At 43.8% G+C, this 18,549-nt stretch carries 17 protein-coding genes; 16 read left to right on the top strand and 1 reads right to left on the bottom strand.

Annotated elements, in window-relative coordinates; translation table 11 throughout:
* From MUP17_02820 to MUP17_02770, 11 genes are all read left to right on the top strand, one after another.
* A partial coding sequence (locus MUP17_02820) for a hypothetical protein (GenBank protein MCJ7457907.1) occupies positions 1-280 on the top strand: 280 nt, incomplete at its 5' end.
* A gap of 1 nt (position 281) precedes the next feature.
* Positions 282-1,229, top strand: a complete 948-nt coding sequence (locus MUP17_02815) for a hypothetical protein (protein MCJ7457906.1) — start codon at positions 282-284, stop codon at positions 1,227-1,229.
* A gap of 12 nt (positions 1,230-1,241) precedes the next feature.
* Positions 1,242-3,104 (top strand): GGDEF domain-containing protein, encoded by a 1,863-nt coding sequence (locus MUP17_02810; GenBank protein ID MCJ7457905.1) that lies wholly within the window; start codon positions 1,242-1,244, stop codon positions 3,102-3,104.
* A gap of 281 nt (positions 3,105-3,385) precedes the next feature.
* Complete coding sequence (locus MUP17_02805; GenBank protein MCJ7457904.1) at positions 3,386-4,366, top strand: polysaccharide biosynthesis/export family protein; 981 nt, start codon at positions 3,386-3,388, stop codon at positions 4,364-4,366.
* Between the two features lie 11 nt (positions 4,367-4,377).
* Entirely contained in the window at positions 4,378-5,907 is a 1,530-nt protein-coding gene (locus tag MUP17_02800) for a Wzz/FepE/Etk N-terminal domain-containing protein (GenBank protein ID MCJ7457903.1), read from the top strand.
* Between the two features lie 10 nt (positions 5,908-5,917).
* Positions 5,918-6,634: a CpsD/CapB family tyrosine-protein kinase gene (locus MUP17_02795; protein MCJ7457902.1), complete on the top strand. Its 717-nt coding sequence runs from the start codon at positions 5,918-5,920 to the stop codon at positions 6,632-6,634.
* Positions 6,635-6,648: 14 nt separating this feature from the next.
* Positions 6,649-7,488: a DUF3473 domain-containing protein gene (locus MUP17_02790; GenBank protein MCJ7457901.1), complete on the top strand. Its 840-nt coding sequence runs from the start codon at positions 6,649-6,651 to the stop codon at positions 7,486-7,488.
* On the top strand, positions 7,481-8,350 hold the full coding sequence (locus MUP17_02785) for a decaprenyl-phosphate phosphoribosyltransferase (protein ID MCJ7457900.1): 870 nt from the start codon (positions 7,481-7,483) through the stop codon (positions 8,348-8,350). Before MUP17_02790 ends, MUP17_02785 begins: the two co-directional genes overlap by 8 nt.
* A gap of 19 nt (positions 8,351-8,369) precedes the next feature.
* Entirely contained in the window at positions 8,370-9,446 is a 1,077-nt protein-coding gene (locus MUP17_02780; GenBank protein ID MCJ7457899.1) for a DUF362 domain-containing protein, read from the top strand.
* Between the two features lie 222 nt (positions 9,447-9,668).
* On the top strand, positions 9,669-10,484 hold the full coding sequence (locus MUP17_02775; GenBank protein MCJ7457898.1) for a rhomboid family intramembrane serine protease: 816 nt from the start codon (positions 9,669-9,671) through the stop codon (positions 10,482-10,484).
* 11 nt (positions 10,485-10,495) lie between these two features.
* Positions 10,496-11,326 carry a response regulator gene (locus MUP17_02770; GenBank protein MCJ7457897.1) on the top strand — a complete coding sequence of 277 codons (831 nt, stop codon included), beginning with the start codon at positions 10,496-10,498 and terminating at the stop codon, positions 11,324-11,326.
* Between the two features lie 128 nt (positions 11,327-11,454).
* On the opposite strand, the gene MUP17_02765 is transcribed toward MUP17_02770, so the two are convergent.
* Positions 11,455-12,804, bottom strand: coding sequence for a hypothetical protein (locus MUP17_02765; GenBank protein ID MCJ7457896.1), 1,350 nt, complete (start codon positions 12,802-12,804; stop codon positions 11,455-11,457).
* A 476-nt stretch (positions 12,805-13,280) separates the two neighbouring features.
* Here MUP17_02765 and MUP17_02760 point away from each other — a divergent pair, with 476 nt between their 5' ends.
* The 5 genes from MUP17_02760 to MUP17_02740 all read left to right on the top strand — a co-directional run.
* Entirely contained in the window at positions 13,281-13,949 is a 669-nt protein-coding gene (locus tag MUP17_02760) for a cytochrome c biogenesis protein CcdA (protein ID MCJ7457895.1), read from the top strand.
* 199 nt (positions 13,950-14,148) lie between these two features.
* Entirely contained in the window at positions 14,149-14,973 is an 825-nt protein-coding gene (locus MUP17_02755) for a hypothetical protein (protein ID MCJ7457894.1), read from the top strand.
* 4 nt (positions 14,974-14,977) lie between these two features.
* Complete coding sequence (locus MUP17_02750; GenBank protein ID MCJ7457893.1) at positions 14,978-15,934, top strand: DUF362 domain-containing protein; 957 nt, start codon at positions 14,978-14,980, stop codon at positions 15,932-15,934.
* Positions 15,931-16,848: a DUF362 domain-containing protein gene (locus MUP17_02745; GenBank protein ID MCJ7457892.1), complete on the top strand. Its 918-nt coding sequence runs from the start codon at positions 15,931-15,933 to the stop codon at positions 16,846-16,848. Before MUP17_02750 ends, MUP17_02745 begins: the two co-directional genes overlap by 4 nt.
* A 229-nt stretch (positions 16,849-17,077) precedes the next feature.
* On the top strand, positions 17,078-18,549 hold a 1,472-nt coding region (locus MUP17_02740), incomplete at its 3' end, for a 4Fe-4S binding protein (protein ID MCJ7457891.1).

The raw sequence follows: 18,549 nt of genomic DNA, 5'->3' as shown, positions 1-18,549 counted from the left end.
GTATGATCCCAAAGTCGTGGAGAAAAAAGAGGTGGAAGATTACCTGCTCCAGCTCTCCCAGGAGATAGTCGAGGGGAAAAACTATCCGGACCTTAGGCACAGCTTGGCTTTAGCCTATATCTTCTACTCCCGGTATATTCTCAAGCTGGCCGAGAGACAGTTTCAAAATTTCACTCAACTGTCCACAGAGGAAAAAACAGGGGAAACTAACCTGGAGATAGGTCGGGAACTGGGGAAAAAAATAGAGTTATATCTGGAAGAATCTCACCAGGAAGTTTAGTATGCCAACTTCAGAGCAGATCAGAATCGATAAAGGGTTAAAGCAGGAGATGGATAATCTCCAGTTGCTGGTGGAGAAATATAAGCTTAGTATGATTTCAACTCTTGCCCTCTATTTTAACTCTGCAGGAAAACCGGAGAAAGGGGTCGATTTATTAATCTCAGCTCTGGAAAAGTGGCCCGAGGAGCCAGAATTGTACGAGGAGCTGGTACTTTTAGCCATCAAATCAGGGGAAACGGCTGAAGCAGAAAAAAATCTTTTGGAAGCTCAAGTCCTTTTACCTGAAGCCCCTTTTGTCTACAGCAGTTTGGGGAAGCTTTACTTTCTGAAGAAGGAATTCATTTCAGCCCGGGAACAACTGGGAAAGAGCATCCAGCTTAATCCGGAAGATGGAGTTAACCTGCTTTTCTCGGCTTTGAGCAGTTTAGCTATCCTGTGCGAAGATGAGAGAATAAACTTATCCGAACTTCCAGAGCTTCCGCAGATAGAAAAAGATCTTCAGAAGTTAAAAGAGCTAAACCCGGAGACAGTAACCGATGATTTTCTCAAAGGTAAAGAGCTTCTGGCTCAAAACAACTACACGGAGGCTTTTAAATATCTGGGAAAAAGCCTGAACGGTTATCTGAATAAGAAGATGGAATTCACCAGGTTTCACCAGCTTTTTTTCTCTTTCTATATGGAGCCTGAGAAATTTGATTTAGAGGACTTGAAAAAGTATATCCAGGAACTGGAAAAGAAATTGAGCCTTTCTTTGTCCTCTGAAAAAGAGCTGAACTATCTAGGGTGTTGCTATATCCTCTTTTTTATAAACCTGGTCAAATCCTCAGAAGAGCAACTGGAAAAAGCCCTGGTTTTAGATCCGGAATTTGAGGGGGCAAAGGAAGCCCTGAGGTTTTTAGAAAAAATGAAAAGCGAGATGCTTCCCTTGATAGATTCTCTCAGGTTCTAAGGAGGGTTGGATTTGAGTGAAAAGCTCCGGGTAAATAGCTCCTTTACAACCAGCCAGAAAGATGAGTTTAATTCTGTTCGGAAAACCCTTTTCTGGGGATTTTGGGGGTTAGTCTACGTTATTTTGTTCCTCTTGGCTTTTTTCTCCTCAGATCCGTATCTTAAGTTTTCAGGTTTAGGGGGGTTATTAGCTGTATCCCTCTATCTCGTTTTTTTCAGAGCCCTGCTTTTAGAAAATAATTTAAAAAAGCTAAAGAAGGAGAACCTCAAATGGTACATCCTGTTGGAAGGTCTGGAGGAGGAAAGATTTTACTCGGCTGATGGAAAAGCCAGGGTTAAACTGGCTTCATTGCTCATAGATTTCTTCGGTTTGCTTTTTCAAACCAGGACGCTTCTGCTTTTTTTTAAAGATGGAGAGGAATACCGGTTACTCGATTCTTCCGGTAAAAAGAAAGGCTTCAGGAAGAGAGTATTAAAAGCAGACGACCCCTTAGTCCTGTTCCTCAAAAAACAATCGGAGATTGAAATCACCGACCTGCAGGTGGAGAAAGAGAAATTATTTCACTCGAATTCCTGGTTAAAGGAGAAGGTGTTTGAATCAGCTTTCACCCTTAAATCAGAAGAAGAGCTGGTAGGGTTTGTCTTATTTTCCTCGGAAAAGTTTAAAATCTCGGAGGAGAAGAAGAAACTCCTGTTCCTGGTGAGCCGGAGGATTATCCGGATAGAGCAGTTCCGGGAATTAAAAAGAAAATTCCAGGAGAAAAAACCGGAATCTATTGATAAATCAGGCCAGGAGAGAACCCCTGTCTCTTTAGACCAGGCAGAGGAAAAGAGGAGGATTTTCGACCTGTACTCTCTTTTTCAGGCGGCTAACCAGATCTATTTGTCCTCAGATCAAAATCGGCTTTTTTTCAATTTTGCCCAGAACCTGCAAAAACAGTTGAATACCAAATCAGTTCTGATCCTCCTGCCGGAATCTGGTGGTAAAAAATTGAAAGCCAAATATTCCAAAGGGATCGATTTCCTTCAGTTCTCAGAGTTGAGCCTGGAGGAGGATGACCCCCTGTATGAAAAATTCAAGGAGAAAGAGTCTGTGTTCCAGCTTTACCAGTTATTGGAGGAATATCAGGGGAATGAGTTCCTGGCTCGCCTGACAAGCCAGGGGTTCCAGATCTGTTTCCCTCTTTCCCTGCCAGACGACCAGTTAGGACTGGTGCTTATCGGGGGCAGAGCCGAGGGGATCAGATACAACCAGGAGGTTTTCCTAATTTTAAACTTCTTGAGCAATGTGCTTAATGTGAGTTTAAAGAATATCACCCAGTATAAAAAGTTAGAAGAGCTTTCCTATACTGACAGCTTGAGCGGACTGTATAACCATCGGTATTTTGTCAAGCGACTGAGCGAGGAGATCTTCAGAGCCAAACGCTATCAGAGGAAGCTGGCTTTCGTTATCTTCGATATCGACGAGTTTAAAATCTACAATGATTCTTTTGGTCATCAATCCGGGGACCAGATCATCCGACAGTTGGGAGAGTTAATCCTGAAGGTGGTCAGGTCGATCGATATCGTCTGCCGCTACGGAGGGGATGAGTTCTGCATTATCATGCCGGAAACAGGCCAGGAGGAATGTCTGAAGTTCATCGAGAGATTAAGGAAAAGCATCCAGCACCACCCCTTTGTGGATGAATTCTTGCAAATGGAGCACCACCTGACCGTCTCAGCCGGCGCAGCCATTTATCCCCAGCATGCCCGCACCCCTGAAAAACTGATCTATGGCGCGGATATGGCTCTGCTAAATGCTAAAAACTCAGGAAAGAACAAAACCCTGGTTTATAGCGGAGAGGAGGTATCCCTGAAAAATACCGTTCAGCTTTAGGGCGGAGGAATTAAAGAGTTTTATCCGAATTTATTGTATGAGATCTCCGAAAAATCTCTTATTGCGGGGCTGGGAGCCCCGCCTACGGGTCCGCAAGGCAATGATTTACCGTGGGTCGGGCACCCCTGCTTGATTATTATCCTCCGCTTTTTCGGAGAGTTTTATTAAATTCTAAATTTTCGGATCAGGAAAAGAAGGTGACCAGTAATTTTCCCTTTACATCACTTTAATTTTCTATATATTAATTTGCGAACATTTTAGACTAAAAAAAGGAGAGAGTTATGTTAAGGGGAAAAAAACTCGTACTCTGGATAATTCTGACCGTGGGACTTTTACTGAGCTTTCCGGTCAACTCTTTTTCTCAGGAATACCGGATTGGCCCGGAGGATGTCTTGAACATAAGCTTCTGGCAGCAGCCGGATTTAAACAGCGCCCTTAAGGTCAGGCAGGATGGCAAGATCTCCCTCCCGGTGATCGGCGAGATTATGGCTGCGGGGTTAACCCCATTTGAACTTCAGAAAAAAATTGTGGAAAAGATCTCCTTCTATAACAAAAGTATCTCCCAGGCAACTGTGGTTATCGTGGAGTACAACAGCCAGAAAGTGTTTGTCCAGGGACAGGTGAATCGTCCGGGCAAATACAGTTTTGAGTCAATCCCGAACCTGTGGGAAGTGATAACAGAAGCCGGAGGTCCGGCCGAGGGAGCGGATTTAAGCGCCGTCAAAATCATAAGGGGAGGGGATGAAGCTGGCAAGACCTTGAGGGTGAATTTGGCCCAGGCGCTGGAGAAGGGGGATTTCACTAAATTGCCTAAACTCAAAATCGGGGATACAGTCGAGATACCCCGTTCGATTTTAAGCTTAGGAGGCGAAAGGGGAGCTTCGACTCCGAGTTTTACTGGCAGAAATGTATATTACATCTATGGCCAGATCGCAAGGTCTGGGGTCTTTCCGTTAGAGGCAGAGATAGACCTTCTGGATGCGATCGTCTTAGCTGGAGGTCCCACCCCGAATGCTAATATGAAAAAGGTTAAGGTCTTGATCAAAGGGGCAACCTATTCCAGCGTGGTAGAAATAAATCTTGAAGATTTCAGTTCTAAAGGAAGACCCTCTCGCTTGCTAATCCATCCGGAGGACACTATAGTCATCCCGGGTAAAGGAGGAGGTTTTCTTTCCAGGGTTTGGAATTTCAGCCGGGACCTTATTCCTCTTTCTACTGCTATCATCAGTTTATATCTTTTGGTGGACCGGCTTAACCAGTGAGATCAAACCAGATGAGCTCGAGCACAGGAAAAAGGGTTGACCTTAGAGAATACTGGAAAGTTCTACAGAGGAGGAGACTGGTTTTGATTATCCCCTTCCTTACGGTCACCCTGGTCAGCTTTGCCGGTAGCTTTCTTCTCCCCAGACAGTATAAATCCTCTACCACTGTTCTGATCAGCGAAAGCCGGCTTTTATCCAGACCTCTGGAGAATTTGATCCCCGGGACGACCCCTGGCGGAAATCGGCCAGAGGACAGGATGCAGCGCTTGGCCACTATAACCAATCAGATAACCTCTACCGAGTTTTTAAGAAGGCTAATCTATAATCTGAATTTAAACCAGGACCCCAGAGTGATAAATAAAGCCAAAAGCATCAAGTCCAAATTCCCGGAGATAAGCCAAGAGGAACTGGTTGAAAAAATTCTGATAGACCAGCTGAGAAAGAATATCAGCGTGGGGTTTAAGGGAGAAAACTTAGTGGAGATAACTGTCTACTCGGATAAGCCCAAGCTGGGTTCAGAGATGGCTAAAAACTTAGCCCAGATATTCATAGATGAGAGCCTGAGGTACGACCTTTTAGGAGTCAGGGGTGCTTTGGATTTCTCGGATGAGCAACTGGCTATTTACAAGAAAAAATTAGAGGAGGCGGAGAATCGTTTAAGAGAATATAAGGAGAAAACCCTGAAGAGCGATGTTGACCAGAGCATAGCCTCGGATACCAATCTGAGGGTAATAGTCTCGGTAATCGATGCCACTAATCTGGAGATCAAGGACCTGGAAGACCAGAACAACTTCCTGAAAGGAAAGCTGACTGGTCTGAAGGCTGCAAACCTGTCCCTGACTGCCTCTGACAATTTGAAGAGCTTAGAAGGCCAGCTCTTCTCTTCGGTGGATGGGTATATTCCGCTTTTGACCAGATATTCATGGAGGGATGCCAAAGTCCTCACTTTAACCGAGAAGACCAAATCCCTGCTTGATCAGATCGAGGCGGAAATCAAAGTCATCTCCCAGAATCAGAGGGGAAAAGTGAGTGCAGATGTTTTGTCCCTTTTGGAGAGTTACTCCTTAAATCAGATAAACCTGAATTTTTTGAAAGAAAAGCTGCGGGTTTTGAACCAGGTAGTAGAGGGGATAAAAAACAGGCTCGCCCGGACTCCTTATCAGGAGCAGACCCTGAGAAACCTGCAGCAGGACGTTGAAACCTACAGAAGCATCTACGAGATGTTCGTGTCCCAGTCCCAGGGCTCCCAGATCTCCCAGCAGGTTCAGCAGGCAGAGGCGCAGAACAGGTTCAGGGTAATAGAGCCAGCCAGCATTCCACTTTCCCCAGTCAAGCCCGACCGGATAAAAATCACCCTGTTGGGTTGTCTTCTGGGGCTGGTCATAGGAGGCGGGGGTGTGGTTCTGATGGAATTTTTTGACCATTCCTTCAGGAAAGTCGAAGAGGTGGAGGAATATTTAGGTTTGAAAGTTTTAGGGACTGTCCCCCGAATAGAATACCTGGAGAAATTGAATAAGAGGAAGTTTAAAGATAGCGTGTAGGTACCTTTTTATGGAAGATAGAATAAAAACCGGCGGAAATATCCTGAGCTTCTATGAGAGCGAATCTCCAGTTGCGACGGAGTTCAGAAGGGTCTATTCGAATTTAAGGAACTACCTGCCCGGCCAGGAGATAAAGTCGGTGCTGATCACCAGCCCGGCCCTGGGTGAAGGAAAAAGCACCCTGGCAAGTTTACTTTCGATCGAGATCGCGCACCGGCATAATAAGAAAGTAATCCTGATCGACTGTGATTTAAGAAGACCCAATCTTCACCGGCTTTTCTCCTTAAACCAGGAAAGAGGACTCTCCGAGCTTTTGCAGGGTAAGCTCAACTTGCTGGACTGCCTGAAGCCGACCTCCTTGGAGAATTTAAAGGTTATGACCAGTGGCCAGGAAACTAATACTCCGGCTGAGCTTATTGATACCCCTTATTTGCAGGAAGTGATAGCAGAGGCAAAACTCTATTCTAACCTGGTTATTGCTGACTGCGCTCCAGTCATCCCGGTATCGGATCCTCTGATCATAGGTTCTTTGATGGATGGGGCGATTTTAGTGCTGAAAGCCGGGTTTACCCAGGTGGAAGTGGCGAAAAGAGCAGTTGAGATCCTGAGAAATGCCCAGGTGAAACTGCTCGGGGTGATAATGAACAATATGGATGAGGTCCTGCCCTACTATTACAGCAATAAATATTATGGATACGAATATGGCTATTCCAGGAAAAGAAAGTAAGCTCTATTTTTCCTATGAATATAAAAAATATCCTGAGCATAGATGTAGAGGAATGGTTTCAGGTGGAGAACCTCAAAGAGGCTATAACCCCTCAAGGATGGTCCTATTGTGAGAAGAGGTTATCTTTCAACATCTCCGAGATCCTGGACCTTCTGGAGCAACAAGGGGTCCAGGCAACTTTTTTTGTCCTGGGCTGGATCGCAGAGCATTTCCCGGAGACGATAAAAACCATTCAACAGAAGGGGCATGAGATCGGCTCGCACGGCTATTCCCATTCTCTGGTCTTCACCCAGACCGAAAAAGAATTCAGGGAGGACGTGAAGAAATCCATAGAGATCATAGGAAAACTTTCCGGCAAACAGGTCTTAGGCTACAGGGCTCCTTCCTTTTCGATTAATTCTCGATGCCTCTGGGCTTTTGAAGTTCTGTCCGAGTTAGGGATAAGGTACGACTCCAGCATTTTTCCTATAAGACATCCGGAATACGGGATGCCTTCAGCTCCCCGTTTCCCGCATATTTTAAAGCTCAAAAACGGAAAGGAATTGAAGGAGTTTCCTTTGTCCACAGTGCGTCTTTTAGGCTTAAATCTCCCGGTGGCAGGTGGAGCTTATCTGAGGATATTTCCCTACTGGTATAACCGCTGGGGTATAAAAAAACTCAACTCAGAAGGCCGGTCTGCCATAGTCTATTTTCATCCCTGGGAGATCGATCCAGACCAGCCCAGAGAAGAGATCGGCTTTTTCAAAAGCTTCAGGCATTATACTAACCTGGATCTGATGAAGCTGAAGATAAAGAAATTGCTGGAGGAATTTGATTTTACCTCATTTTCTCTTTCCGGAGCTCTGGATGTTTAAGGCGCTTTTTATATCGATGCGACCCCAGCAATGGGTGAAAAATCTGGTCCTTTTTGCCGGGCTAGTCTTCTCTTTTAATCTTTTCCAGCTCGACTTGTTCCTGCAGGTTTTAATTGCATTTTTTCTGTTCTGTTTTTTGACCAGTGGAGCTTACCTCCTGAATGACATCCTGGACTTAAATAGCGATAGAGCTCACCCCTTGAAAAGCAAAAGGCCTCTAGCCTCTGGCATACTCAAACCTTCTACCGCCCTGTCTTTTTCCCTACTTTTTATTGTCATATCCCTGGCTTTTTCATTTTATCTCGACCTGACTTTCGGACTGGTAGCGTTCTCCTATCTGGCTTTGAATCTGATTTATTCCAGATACTTAAAGCATGTAGTGATTTTAGACGTGATGGCTATATCCCTGGGGTTTGTCTTAAGAGCAGTGGCTGGAGCGGTAATTATCAATGTAGAGATCTCCTCCTGGCTGATTGTCTGCACCACACTTTTGGCACTGTTTTTGGGGTTCGGCAAAAGGAGGTATGAGTTGGTCCTTTTGGAGGACAAAGCTTTCGAGCATAGAAAAAGCTTAGCTGAATATACCCCTTATTTTTTGGACCAGCTCATCTCGGTAGTGACTGCCTCCACAGTTGTGGCTTATGCTTTTTACACCCTTTCTCCGGATGTAGAGGATAAGTTAGGCACGACCCACATGGCTTTGACCATCCCTTTTGTCCTTTATGGGGTCTTCAGATACCTTTATCTGATTCATCAGAAAGAAAAAGGGGGAAGTCCCACCACTGCCCTCCTCACTGATAAACCTTTGATTTTCGACATCCTGCTCTGGTTTTTTTCCGTGATTTTAATCGTATATCTATAAAAGCGTGGAGAGATTAATTATGCCTGGCTCTAAAGTGGTGGTATTAAAGACCAGCACAGATAAGGTATTAGAGGATTATCAGAAGCTGCTTCATCTTCTGGACTATACTAAATTTATCTCCAGGGAAAAAGATACTTTAATCAAGCTCAATTTATCCTGGACCAAATATTTCCCTGCCTGCTCAAGTGAGCCCTGGCAGTTAGAAGGAGTGCTCAAGACTTTAGTCGAGGATGGTTTCAAGAGAGATCGACTTTTCCCGGTGGAAAACAAGACCGTGGTGACTGACCCGGTCAAGGGAGCGAAAAATAACCGCTGGATACCGGTTCTGGAAAAGTACGGATTGAAGTTCAACCCTCTGCCTGAAGCTGAATGGGTCAAATATGAATTCAAGGAAAAGCTCTTAAGGCTCAATGATATCTTTCCTGAGGGGATAGAAATCCCCAAAATTTATATAGGTAAACAGATCATCCATTTGCCGACTTTGAAGACTCATGGCCATTCGGTAACTACAGGCGCGGTTAAAAACGCTTTTGGCGGGCTTTTAAAAGAGGTCAGGCATTATGCGCATAAATATATTCACGAGGTTTTAGTCGACCTGATGATTATGCAAAAAGAGCTTCATCCTGGTATAATTGCGGTTATGGATGGAACAGTGTGCGGAGATGGAGCAGGTCCCAGGACGATGCAGCCGAAGATAAAAAATTACATCTTAGCTTCAAATGATTCCGTGGCGCTGGATGCCATAGCAGCTAAGATGATGGGGTTTGACCCATTACGGATTCCTTACATTAGACTGTGCCAGGAGAAAGGATTAGGAGTGGGCGATCCAAAAGACATAGAGATAACAGGCGAAGACATATCCTCAGTTAATTTCGGGTTTAAGACCAGGAAAAGCTTCGTGATCTGGGGGGACCAGATGTTGAGGCTTGGTCCTTTGAAGTTCCTGGAAGAAATCGCCTTAAAATCCCCTCTGGTTTTCTGGGCACCTTTAGCTTCCAATCTTTATCATGATTTTCTCTGGTATCCCCTGATCGGCAGGGCAAGGATAAACCAGTTTAAGAAAACCGAGTGGGGGAAGCTGTTTGACAGATATTAAAATAATGTAGGGGCGGGTTTAAAACCCGCCCCTACTGTTTTTTTTAGTTGCGTAGGGGTGGAGCTTGTCTCCACCCTTCTTCCTCGGGACCTCCAATTGGACGCCCCAACGATGTGCTTAAATTGGTATAGAATGTTTGCCTTTTAAATCACGTATTATATTTAAAGAGCCGAATCAAACCGATTAGGTATTTTTTAAAACAACCGATATTTATATATAACTATGAGTTACAATTATCGCTCTTATAATCTGGGCTGGGGCGGAGGCCTGACCAGAGGGGTAAAATCGCTTCTGCTGGTTAACGGAATAGTTTATTTGGCCCAGCTTTTCTTAGGCAGCAAGCTCCTTCATATATTCGGGCTTACTCCTGCCCTGGTTAAGGAAGGGTATGTCTGGCAGCTTTTCACTTATATGTTTTTGCACGGTGGTCTTTTTCATATTCTTTTCAATATGTTCGCACTTTACATCTTTGGAGGGGATATCGAGAGAGCCTGGGGCACAAAGGAGTTCATCAAATATTATTTCATAACCGGAGTCGGAGCAGGAGTGGCAAGTTTTCTTTTATCCTTTAATTCCTCAGTTATCACCATCGGAGCTTCAGGCGCTATTTTCGGGCTTTTAGTCGCTTTTGCACTGATGTTTCCGGAGAGGATAATTTATCTTTATTTTCTCTTTCCGATCAAAGCCAAGTATTTAGCTTTGCTTTTCGGGGGGATCGAGCTTTTAGCCTCTTTTCGCTATACCGGGGATGGGATTGGCCATTTTGCACATTTAGGGGGGATGGTGGTCGGATATTTATATCTCAAGGTTGACTGGAGAATCAAAAGCTTTTTCCGATACTTAGGAGATATAGGGCATAACTTTAAAGTCAAAGCCTCCGAGAAAAAAAGAAAGAAGACCGAGAGGCTAATGTCAAAGGTTGACCAGATCCTGGATAGGATCAACCAGGTGGGTTATCAGAATCTGACCAGAGAGGAGAAAAAGCTCTTAGAGGAAGCCAGCCATAGATTGTCAGATGAGAAGAAGGAATCTAAATAGGGAGGGTTGCCATGCCCAATAAAATCTTAGTAGCGGATGATAGCCAGACTATCCGCAGCGTGGCTGAATTTCTGCTCCGCCAGAAAGGGTATGAGGTTTTTCTGGCTCAGAATGGAGAAGAGGCTTTTACCCTGATTAAGAAAATTTCACCAGACTTGGTGCTTCTGGATAATTCCATGCCGCTCAAAGACGGGTTTACCCTGTGTCAGGATCTTAAAAACGACTATGCTCTGAAAAATATCCCGGTGGTTATGCTGCTTAATTCCAGAGAATCAGTCAACCAGGAAGGGTTTAAAACCTCAGGCTGTGAGTCTTTTATCCTCAAGCCTTTTTCTCCCAGAGAATTTTTGGAGAAGGTGGAAGAATCTCTAAAGAAAACCGAAAAAACCTCTCAGGTCAAAATCGAAGAGATGAATCTAATAAAGGAGCCAGAGGCATATCCGAGTGGTGTAGACAGGGTGCCAGAATCTGTACAGGACAAATCCGTGTTCGAACCCCGCGTGGAACAATTCACCTCTGACGAAGGAGAGAAGATAACTCAGCCGAAAATCAAGCAAGAGGATAGTTACGAAAAATTCGTCTCCGAGTTCAAAAAAGAAATGGAAGGGATGGAAGAAGACGAACCGATGGTCTACCAGGAGATGAAAGTGGAGACACCGGGGGAGCAAAAACCAGAAGTCAGATCCGTTGAGACAGTAAGAGTCAAAGATTTGGATTTTGAGAACCTGACCCGGAGGATAGTCAGTGAGGTCTCAGCCAGAGTTGCGGAAAAGATCGCCGAGAAAATCGACGCTCAGGAAATAAAGCAGATGATAAAGGAAAAGATCGAGGAGCTGGTGTAAACCATGTCTTTGATCGTTGTGTCAGGAGCTCTTCTCCTGACACAATGTCAATAAATAACCGACAGGAGTAGCTCCTGACGGAACAGAAAAAGACAGTTACTTTTCCTCATTTTTGATCCCTCCTTTTTCTACTTGAGTTTATAAATTTCATACCTGTCAGGGGAGGAGCAGAAAAAGGCGATAGCCGCGTTCTTAGAAAAAATCCCTCTTAAACCGAAAAAGTCATTATACCAAACCTGATCTCCATTCATATTATACAGGAATACTCGATCGGTATAGACTGTCCTGTATTGCCTTTCAAGTGTAGTAGCACGTTCAGTTATCTTTTCAGTCCCGATGGGAACCCTCGTTCTAATTATAAGATACTCACCATCGTCGGAGAACAGTAATTGCGTGATGGCTATGTCCTTCGGAAGCTCTTTTTCATAGACTGTTGAACCGTCCTTGGTTTTTATCAATCTGATAAGGTTACCGCCGCCTATGGCTACGTAATCTGCTTGTGGCGAAAAACAAAATAAACCAAAAGAGAAGAGAGATACATCATTAAAATTCAACCCTTTTCCTTCTTTGTCGTATAGTGCAAGGGTAACACTAGCTAAGTCACGGTGTTCTCCTTTCTTTGGCGGGGTTTCTCCCGCGATGGCGTAAGCCTTGAAGATCAAGTATTCGCCTTTTTTTGAAATAGCGATATTTCCGATTTGGCTCTCATCCACTTTTCTTCGCCAGAGTTCAATGCCATTCTTATCAAATAGGATAACCCAAACATCGGCTTTAAAAGAAAGCACCCCGGTCGCTGGCTTTGCTCTATCTGCCACTAGGACAGATAGATATTCACCATCATCAGAGAATGCCAGATTTGCAATTCTGTTCCCCCAGCCAAGTTCACCGAAAATAGGAACTGTTTTCATTTCTCCGTTTGGGCTATAGAAATCGATAGCTCCGTAGGCGATTCTGGTTTCTACTGCTGATCCATCTTTATCCGAAATAAATAATCGGTCCTCCCAATCCTTTCCTTCAACAAGACCTTTTATTTTATATATTTCTTCCCCTCTGTCGTTGAGTATGGTGTATTCTTGCTCTACAATGTAATCGACGTCGGCGGATTTGCCGATGTAATCATAAAGTGCGACAAAGTTGCCTCTCTTGGACAGAATTGCTGTTCTTCCATAGTATTCTTCTCCTTCTCTTCGTGTATTAGATTGCAAGGGTTTTCGAGAAACTATTCTGCCGGTTTCGTCAAGAAACTGCACCTCATCTTCGAGCACAATTACTTTTGGATAGACTTCTACTTGCCCACCCTTGACCACACTGCCTAAAGCCATTCCTTTTATGAGTTTGTCATATGTCTTTTCCTGTATCTTAACATAAGTTACTTCTTTCTCTCCTGCATTGACAATAGAAGACCCACCAAGATGCATCAAAAGAAAACTTAAGAGGAATAATATTAGGCATAACGATTTGATTTTTAAAATAGTCACAATCAACCTCCTTTAAATTAAAGTTAATAAATCCCACGTAGCTCCATTTTTGCCAATTGCACCGCCTCCTTACATCTCAGGTCACCTAAGGGTAACAAACTGAAAAATGATTAGCCTCTGCACAGAGTTCAAACTATTTATAAATCACTTATTCTTGAAAATCCAAAATAAATATGGAAGAATTCTTTCTATTAAAATTCCAAAAATCTCTATGTAGCCCGTCTATTGAGAGCTATTCTTTTAACTTAACGTAAACTAAACCTCTTATTTTCGCTTGTCAAGTATTTTGATCGTTGTGTCAGGAGTAGCTCCTAACGAAACAGAATAAATCCCTGCATTTTCCAATAAACCCTAAATTTTCCTTGACTTCAATCCGTATTTTTAATAATTGGACTTAAATTAAAGGAGGATACCTGAATAACGTCTCACTTTTAGCGGCTTTTACGGGGGGTATAATCTCATTCATCTCGCCATGCGTGCTGCCTTTGATACCAGGGTATTTATCTTTCATCTCCGGGCTGACTTTAGAGGAGCTTCAGAAAAAAGAGGACAAGCTTGAAACCCTGAAGAAAACCAGCTTAAACTCGCTTTTTTTCATCCTCGGATTTTCTGTAATTTTTGTGCTTTTAGGGGCATCAGCCTCTTTTCTGGGGAAATTCCTTATCTCGAAAATATCCATTTTCAATAAAATCGCCGGCGTCATAATCTTTATTTTTGGATTCCATCTGGTCGGAATCTTCAGGATACCCTGGCTGGATTATGAGAAAAGAATTCATGCCCGGAAAAAAGGGGTGGGCTTGTTAGAGTCTTTTTTGATCGGTCTGGCTTTTGCCTTTGGCTGGAGCCCCTGCATTGGGCCGATTTTAGCTGGGATTCTGGTGTTAGCTTCCAATCAAAAAACCATTACCCAGGGGATGGGCTTGCTCTTAGCTTATTCCTTAGGTTTAGGTATACCCTTTTTGATAACCGGGATCGGATTTAACCTTTTCCTGGAATTTTTCGCTAAAGTGAAAAAGTATTTCAGAATCATTGAGACCATCAGCGGAGTCTTCCTTATGATCATCGGGGTTTTGATCTTTTTCAACGCAATGGGTTACCTTTCAGCGATTCTGGTACGCCTTTTCCCTGGACTTTTGAAAGGATGAGTCATCCTTACAGGAAAAGTATGTCACGTGCGTTGGTGCTATAACTTTAGCTTTACCCATGAAAAATAAAAAAAGAGACAACCTTTGTCTGGCAAACCTAAAGGTTCGAACTCCAGTATTTTATCCTGATAGATTTTTTCACGGGTTTCTTTTCAGTTCTTTAACAGTATTATCACTCATAATTTTCAGCGGAGTTACTATGGCAGTTGAGTTTGGACCTGTCTTCCCTCAAAAGGTAAAGGATTTCGAAAAATCAGGTGAAGCAAAGTCATTTGACCGGAAGAATCTATATGATTATCTGGACGGGGGTGCTGAACTTTACCTCGCTTACGATTTTCAGAAACTTCTGGTCCAAGAGTATAATGCCGGTGAAAAATCCATTACTGCTGAGATATACACGATGGGAACCACGGAGGATGCTTTTGGGCTTTACTCTCTGGACCAGGAAGGGGAAAATGTTCAGATCGGAGACCGGGCAAGCTACGGCTCAGGCCTTTTGAAGTTCTGGAAATTCATGTATTTTGTGCGGATAACAGATATGAGCGGAAACGATCAGTCTAAAGAAGCAATTCTTGAGTTGGGTAAGAAAGTCCTGCAAAATATATACCTGGAAACAAAGCTGCCGGAACTTCTGTCCAGGCTACCAAGGGAAGGCTTGGTTCCAAATTCCGAAAAGTTTTTCCACAAGCAGATTATCTTGAATAATCTCTATTTTCTTTCCACTGAGAATTTGCTGAACCTGAGCGAAAAAACCTCTGCGGTGATGGGAGATTATCTTTTAGGAAAGATGAACCTGAAGCTCCTTCTGGTCATTTATCCAGATACCTCCTCAGCTAAATCTACTTTTGAAAACTTTTGCACAAAATATCTCAAGGTCAAGCCTTCAGGTAACAGGATAATTCAGAAGGTAGAGGAGGGTAAATTCGTAGGAGCCGAGCTTGAGAAAAACTACTTGTGGCTTACTTTTGAAAGCAAAGATGAAAAGGCAACTGGAGCCTTTTTACGAAACTTAAAAATGAGGTAACCAATTGACTAAAAAAGAGAAAATATCTTTTACCCGGCGAGATTTTTTAAAGGGAACGACTTTAACCACCTTAGGGGTCGCTCTGGGGCTGGTATCTCCTGAGGTCTTGTCTTCTCAGGAGGAGAAAAAAGAGAGGGTGGTACTGGTACGGGATAAAAATGTTCAGGACAAAGATTTGAAAGTGGATAAAAATCTCCTTTCTAAAATGTTTGATTCCGGGATGTCGAATTTAGGTAGTGAGGATGACCCTTTGAAGGTCTGGAGAAATCTTTTCAGCTCTAAAGATACAGTCGGAATCAAGATTAACTTAATGATGACACCTACGCATAAGGAGTTAATCGAGCTTATTTTTGCTAACCTGCTGAAAGCTGGCGTAGAGGACAAGAATATCTACGTCTGGGACAGGGACAAAGTGGGAATAGGCTCCGCAGAGATGCATTCCCGACCAAAGAATTTTGGATCTGCCAAAGACCACCTGAGCAATGTCATAAAGAAATCTACTGCTTTGATCAACGTTCCCGGGATGAAAAGCCACTGGCTTTCCGGGGCAGCCTTTTCCATCAAGAACTGGGCTGGTGCAGTTGACAATGCAGTTGAATATCATACTGAGGACTGCTGTTCCTCCTTTGGAGCTTTGTGCGCCAATCCGGAGATAAAATCAAAATGCCGGCTTATTATTCTGGACGGGCTGAGACCTTTGTTCAACGGAGGACCTCAGGTCGACCCAAAGTATTTGTGGAATTATAATGGCTTGATCTTAGGATTTGACCATGTGGCAGTCGACACAGTGGCTCTGAAGATTATCCAGAGCAAAAGAGACGAGTACCGGGGAGAGAAATGGGTCTTAAACCCTCCGCCTCTTCATATACCTTTAGCGGATACAAAATACAAAGCCGGAACAAGTGACTTGAATAAAATCGAATTAATCAAATCAGGCTGGCAGGAAGGGGTTTTGATATGAGAAGAAGAGATTTCATCAAAAGCTCTTTGGGTTTGGGAGCGGCATTAGGTTTTTCATCTTTTCTCCCGCTTGATTCTTTTGGAGAAAAACTCCAGAAAACAACTACCCCAGATTTAGCTGTAGCCACAGGAGGTGCTCCTGGGCCTATGGTTAGAAAAACCATAGAGCTTTTGGGCGGGATGAAAAATTTCGTGTCCACAGGAGATGTTGTGGTGGTTAAGCCCAACATCGGATGGGACAGGAAGCCTGAGCTGGCAGCTAATACCAATCCTGAGGTTGTCTCTGAAGTGATAAAAATGTGTTTGGAGGCCGGAGCAAAAAAGGTCAAGGTTTTTGACCGCTCCTGTAATGCGGCTCAGAGGTGCTATGAGAGCAGCGGGATTAAAAAGGCAGCCTCTGACGCAGGGGCTGAGGTCAGTTATACCTTGGATCCACTTTTTAAGGAGACCAGACTCCCTCAGAGTGTCCTGCTGAAATCCTGGGCAGTTTATAAACTTGCTTTAGAATGCGATGTTTTGATTAATATCCCGATTGCCAAACATCACGGCTTATCTAGGCTAACTCTGGGGATGAAGAATCTGATGGGAATTTTAGGCGGTGACCGGGGAAATATCCATCAGAGCATCGATGAGAAATTAGCTGACATTGCCAATTTCATAAAGCCGAAACTAACCATCCTGGATGCTTACCGCATACTTGTAGATAAAGGTCCCACCGGCGGAAATCCTAAGGATGTCAGACTGACCAAGACTGTAATTGCAGGTAGAAACATTGCCTCGGTCGATGCTTACGGGACCACCCTTTTTGGTTTGAAACCAGCGGATTTGCCCTGTATTGTTTTGGGTAATAAGTTTGGTCTGGGGGAGATCGATTTGAGCAAGCTGGCAATTGAGAAATACAGCTTTGCTTCTTAAGGAAGCGTAGGGGTGGAGCTTGTTGAGCTTTGCGAAATCCCGCTTAGCGGGGCCTCCACCCGTCCACCTTGGGCGGAGATAAACTCCGCCCCTACGCAAGTTCTTTGTTTTTAGCTTTTCGCGAAGACCAAATAGCGAACAGCGAACTATCCTTGTTCCCGCTGGATGTTATCATCCAGCGGTCGAGCCAGGCGGATGATAACATCCGCCGTGGAGCAGGATAATTTAATTGAAAACTCTAAGACGTATTTCACAGATCATTTTTCTCCTTTTTTTCTTTTACCTTTTCTTAAGGGCAAGTTTTCCTTTATCCCTGAAAATCCCGGTTGATCTTTACTTAAGAGCTGACCCGCTTATTGCCCTTTCTTCGATGTTATCGGACAAAGTCATCCTCAGCACCTTTATCTTCTCCCTTTTTTTCGTTTTTTTGACCATACCCTTGGGCAGGGTTTTCTGCGGCTGGGTTTGCCCCTTAGGAGTAAGTCTGGATATCTTCAGCCATGTCTTCAAAAATAAAGCGGGAAAAAGTTTTAAAAAGCTTTTATCCTTAAAATATTATATTCTGATTTTTCTTTTATTGGGAGCAATTTTCTCCTCTCAGCTGATCTGGTTTTTAGACCCGATTGCCTTATATAACCGCTCTTTAACCCTCTCTCTTTTTCCGATAGTAACTGGCTTTTTTGCCCTGGTCTTTGACCATCTGTTTCAGTTGACGTTTCTTCAAGGATTCCTCAGCAAAATACAGCTTTTTTTCACCTCTACCCTTCTGCCCAACCAGGTCAATTTCTTCAGGATGTCTTCTCTGGTTTTGATAATAATCCTGACTATTTTTCTTTTAGAATTTATCTCCAGGAGATTCTGGTGCAGAAATTTATGTCCGCTGGGAGCGCTCTATGCCTTCCTGTCCAAATTTCAGATTTTGAAAAGGAGAGTAACAGAAGAGTGCACCGATTGCGGCATTTGCAAAGACCTGTGCAAGATGGATGCGATTGAAGACGATTTCAAAAAGACTCTGGACAGGGAATGTGTCCTGTGCTACGATTGCGTGAAGGACTGCCCTGCAAACGTTACTAAGATAAACTTCAAGGGAAAGTTTAAACCCCAGAGGTTCGACCTCACACGTAGAAAAGTCTTAACCTCATCAGCTCTAAGTTTAGCCTCAGTTGCCCTTTTGAAAACGAGTTTCAAAGATAGGAATATGAAAACGGGTTTAATCCGGCCTCCAGGCTCAAGGCTTGAGCATGAATTCTTAGACCGATGTATTCGCTGTAATGAATGTATAAAAGTCTGCTCAACTTCGGGAAATTTTCTGCAGCCCGCATTTCTGGAGGGTGGATTAGAGGCTTTCTGGACCCCGGTCGGATATGCCCGCACAGGCTATTGCGAATATAACTGTGTTATGTGCACCCAGGTCTGTCCCACCCAGGCGATTCATCCTTTAGATGAGGCTACTAAGAAAAAAACGGTCATCGGCTTGGCTTTTATCGACCGGAGTAAGTGTCTCCCTTGGTATAAGAACGTTAACTGTCTGGTCTGCGAGGAGCACTGCCCGGTACCTGATAAGGCGATCATTTTGAAAGAGGAAGAGGTAATTCATTATGACGGGACTTTGAAGAAGGTCAAAAGACCTTATGTGGTAGAAAATTTATGCATCGGGTGCGGTATCTGCGAGACCAAATGCCCGGTTGAAGGAAAATCCGC

It is taken from the genome of Candidatus Zixiibacteriota bacterium (assembly GCA_022865345.1).
Classification (GTDB): Bacteria; Zixibacteria; MSB-5A5; order MSB-5A5; family RBG-16-43-9; genus RBG-16-43-9.
The sequence above is the reverse complement of the archived record's forward strand: the minus strand, read 5'-3'. Positions and strand labels throughout refer to the sequence as shown.

Bases quoted from the DNA above. Each gene is read 5' to 3' on its own strand.
- MUP17_02815 (MCJ7457906.1), top strand. From the start codon at position 282: ATGCCAACTTCAGAGCAGATCAGAATCGATAAAGGGTTAAAGCAGGAG.
- MUP17_02805 (MCJ7457904.1), top strand. From the start codon at position 3,386: ATGTTAAGGGGAAAAAAACTCGTACTCTGGATAATTCTGACCGTGGGA.
- MUP17_02800 (MCJ7457903.1), top strand. From the start codon at position 4,378: ATGAGCTCGAGCACAGGAAAAAGGGTTGACCTTAGAGAATACTGGAAA.
- MUP17_02795 (MCJ7457902.1), top strand. From the start codon at position 5,918: ATGGAAGATAGAATAAAAACCGGCGGAAATATCCTGAGCTTCTATGAG.
- MUP17_02790 (MCJ7457901.1), top strand. From the start codon at position 6,649: ATGAATATAAAAAATATCCTGAGCATAGATGTAGAGGAATGGTTTCAG.
- MUP17_02785 (MCJ7457900.1), top strand. From the start codon at position 7,481: ATGTTTAAGGCGCTTTTTATATCGATGCGACCCCAGCAATGGGTGAAA.
- MUP17_02780 (MCJ7457899.1), top strand. From the start codon at position 8,370: ATGCCTGGCTCTAAAGTGGTGGTATTAAAGACCAGCACAGATAAGGTA.
- MUP17_02775 (MCJ7457898.1), top strand. From the start codon at position 9,669: ATGAGTTACAATTATCGCTCTTATAATCTGGGCTGGGGCGGAGGCCTG.
- MUP17_02770 (MCJ7457897.1), top strand. From the start codon at position 10,496: ATGCCCAATAAAATCTTAGTAGCGGATGATAGCCAGACTATCCGCAGC.
- MUP17_02755 (MCJ7457894.1), top strand. From the start codon at position 14,149: ATGGCAGTTGAGTTTGGACCTGTCTTCCCTCAAAAGGTAAAGGATTTC.
- MUP17_02745 (MCJ7457892.1), top strand. From the start codon at position 15,931: ATGAGAAGAAGAGATTTCATCAAAAGCTCTTTGGGTTTGGGAGCGGCA.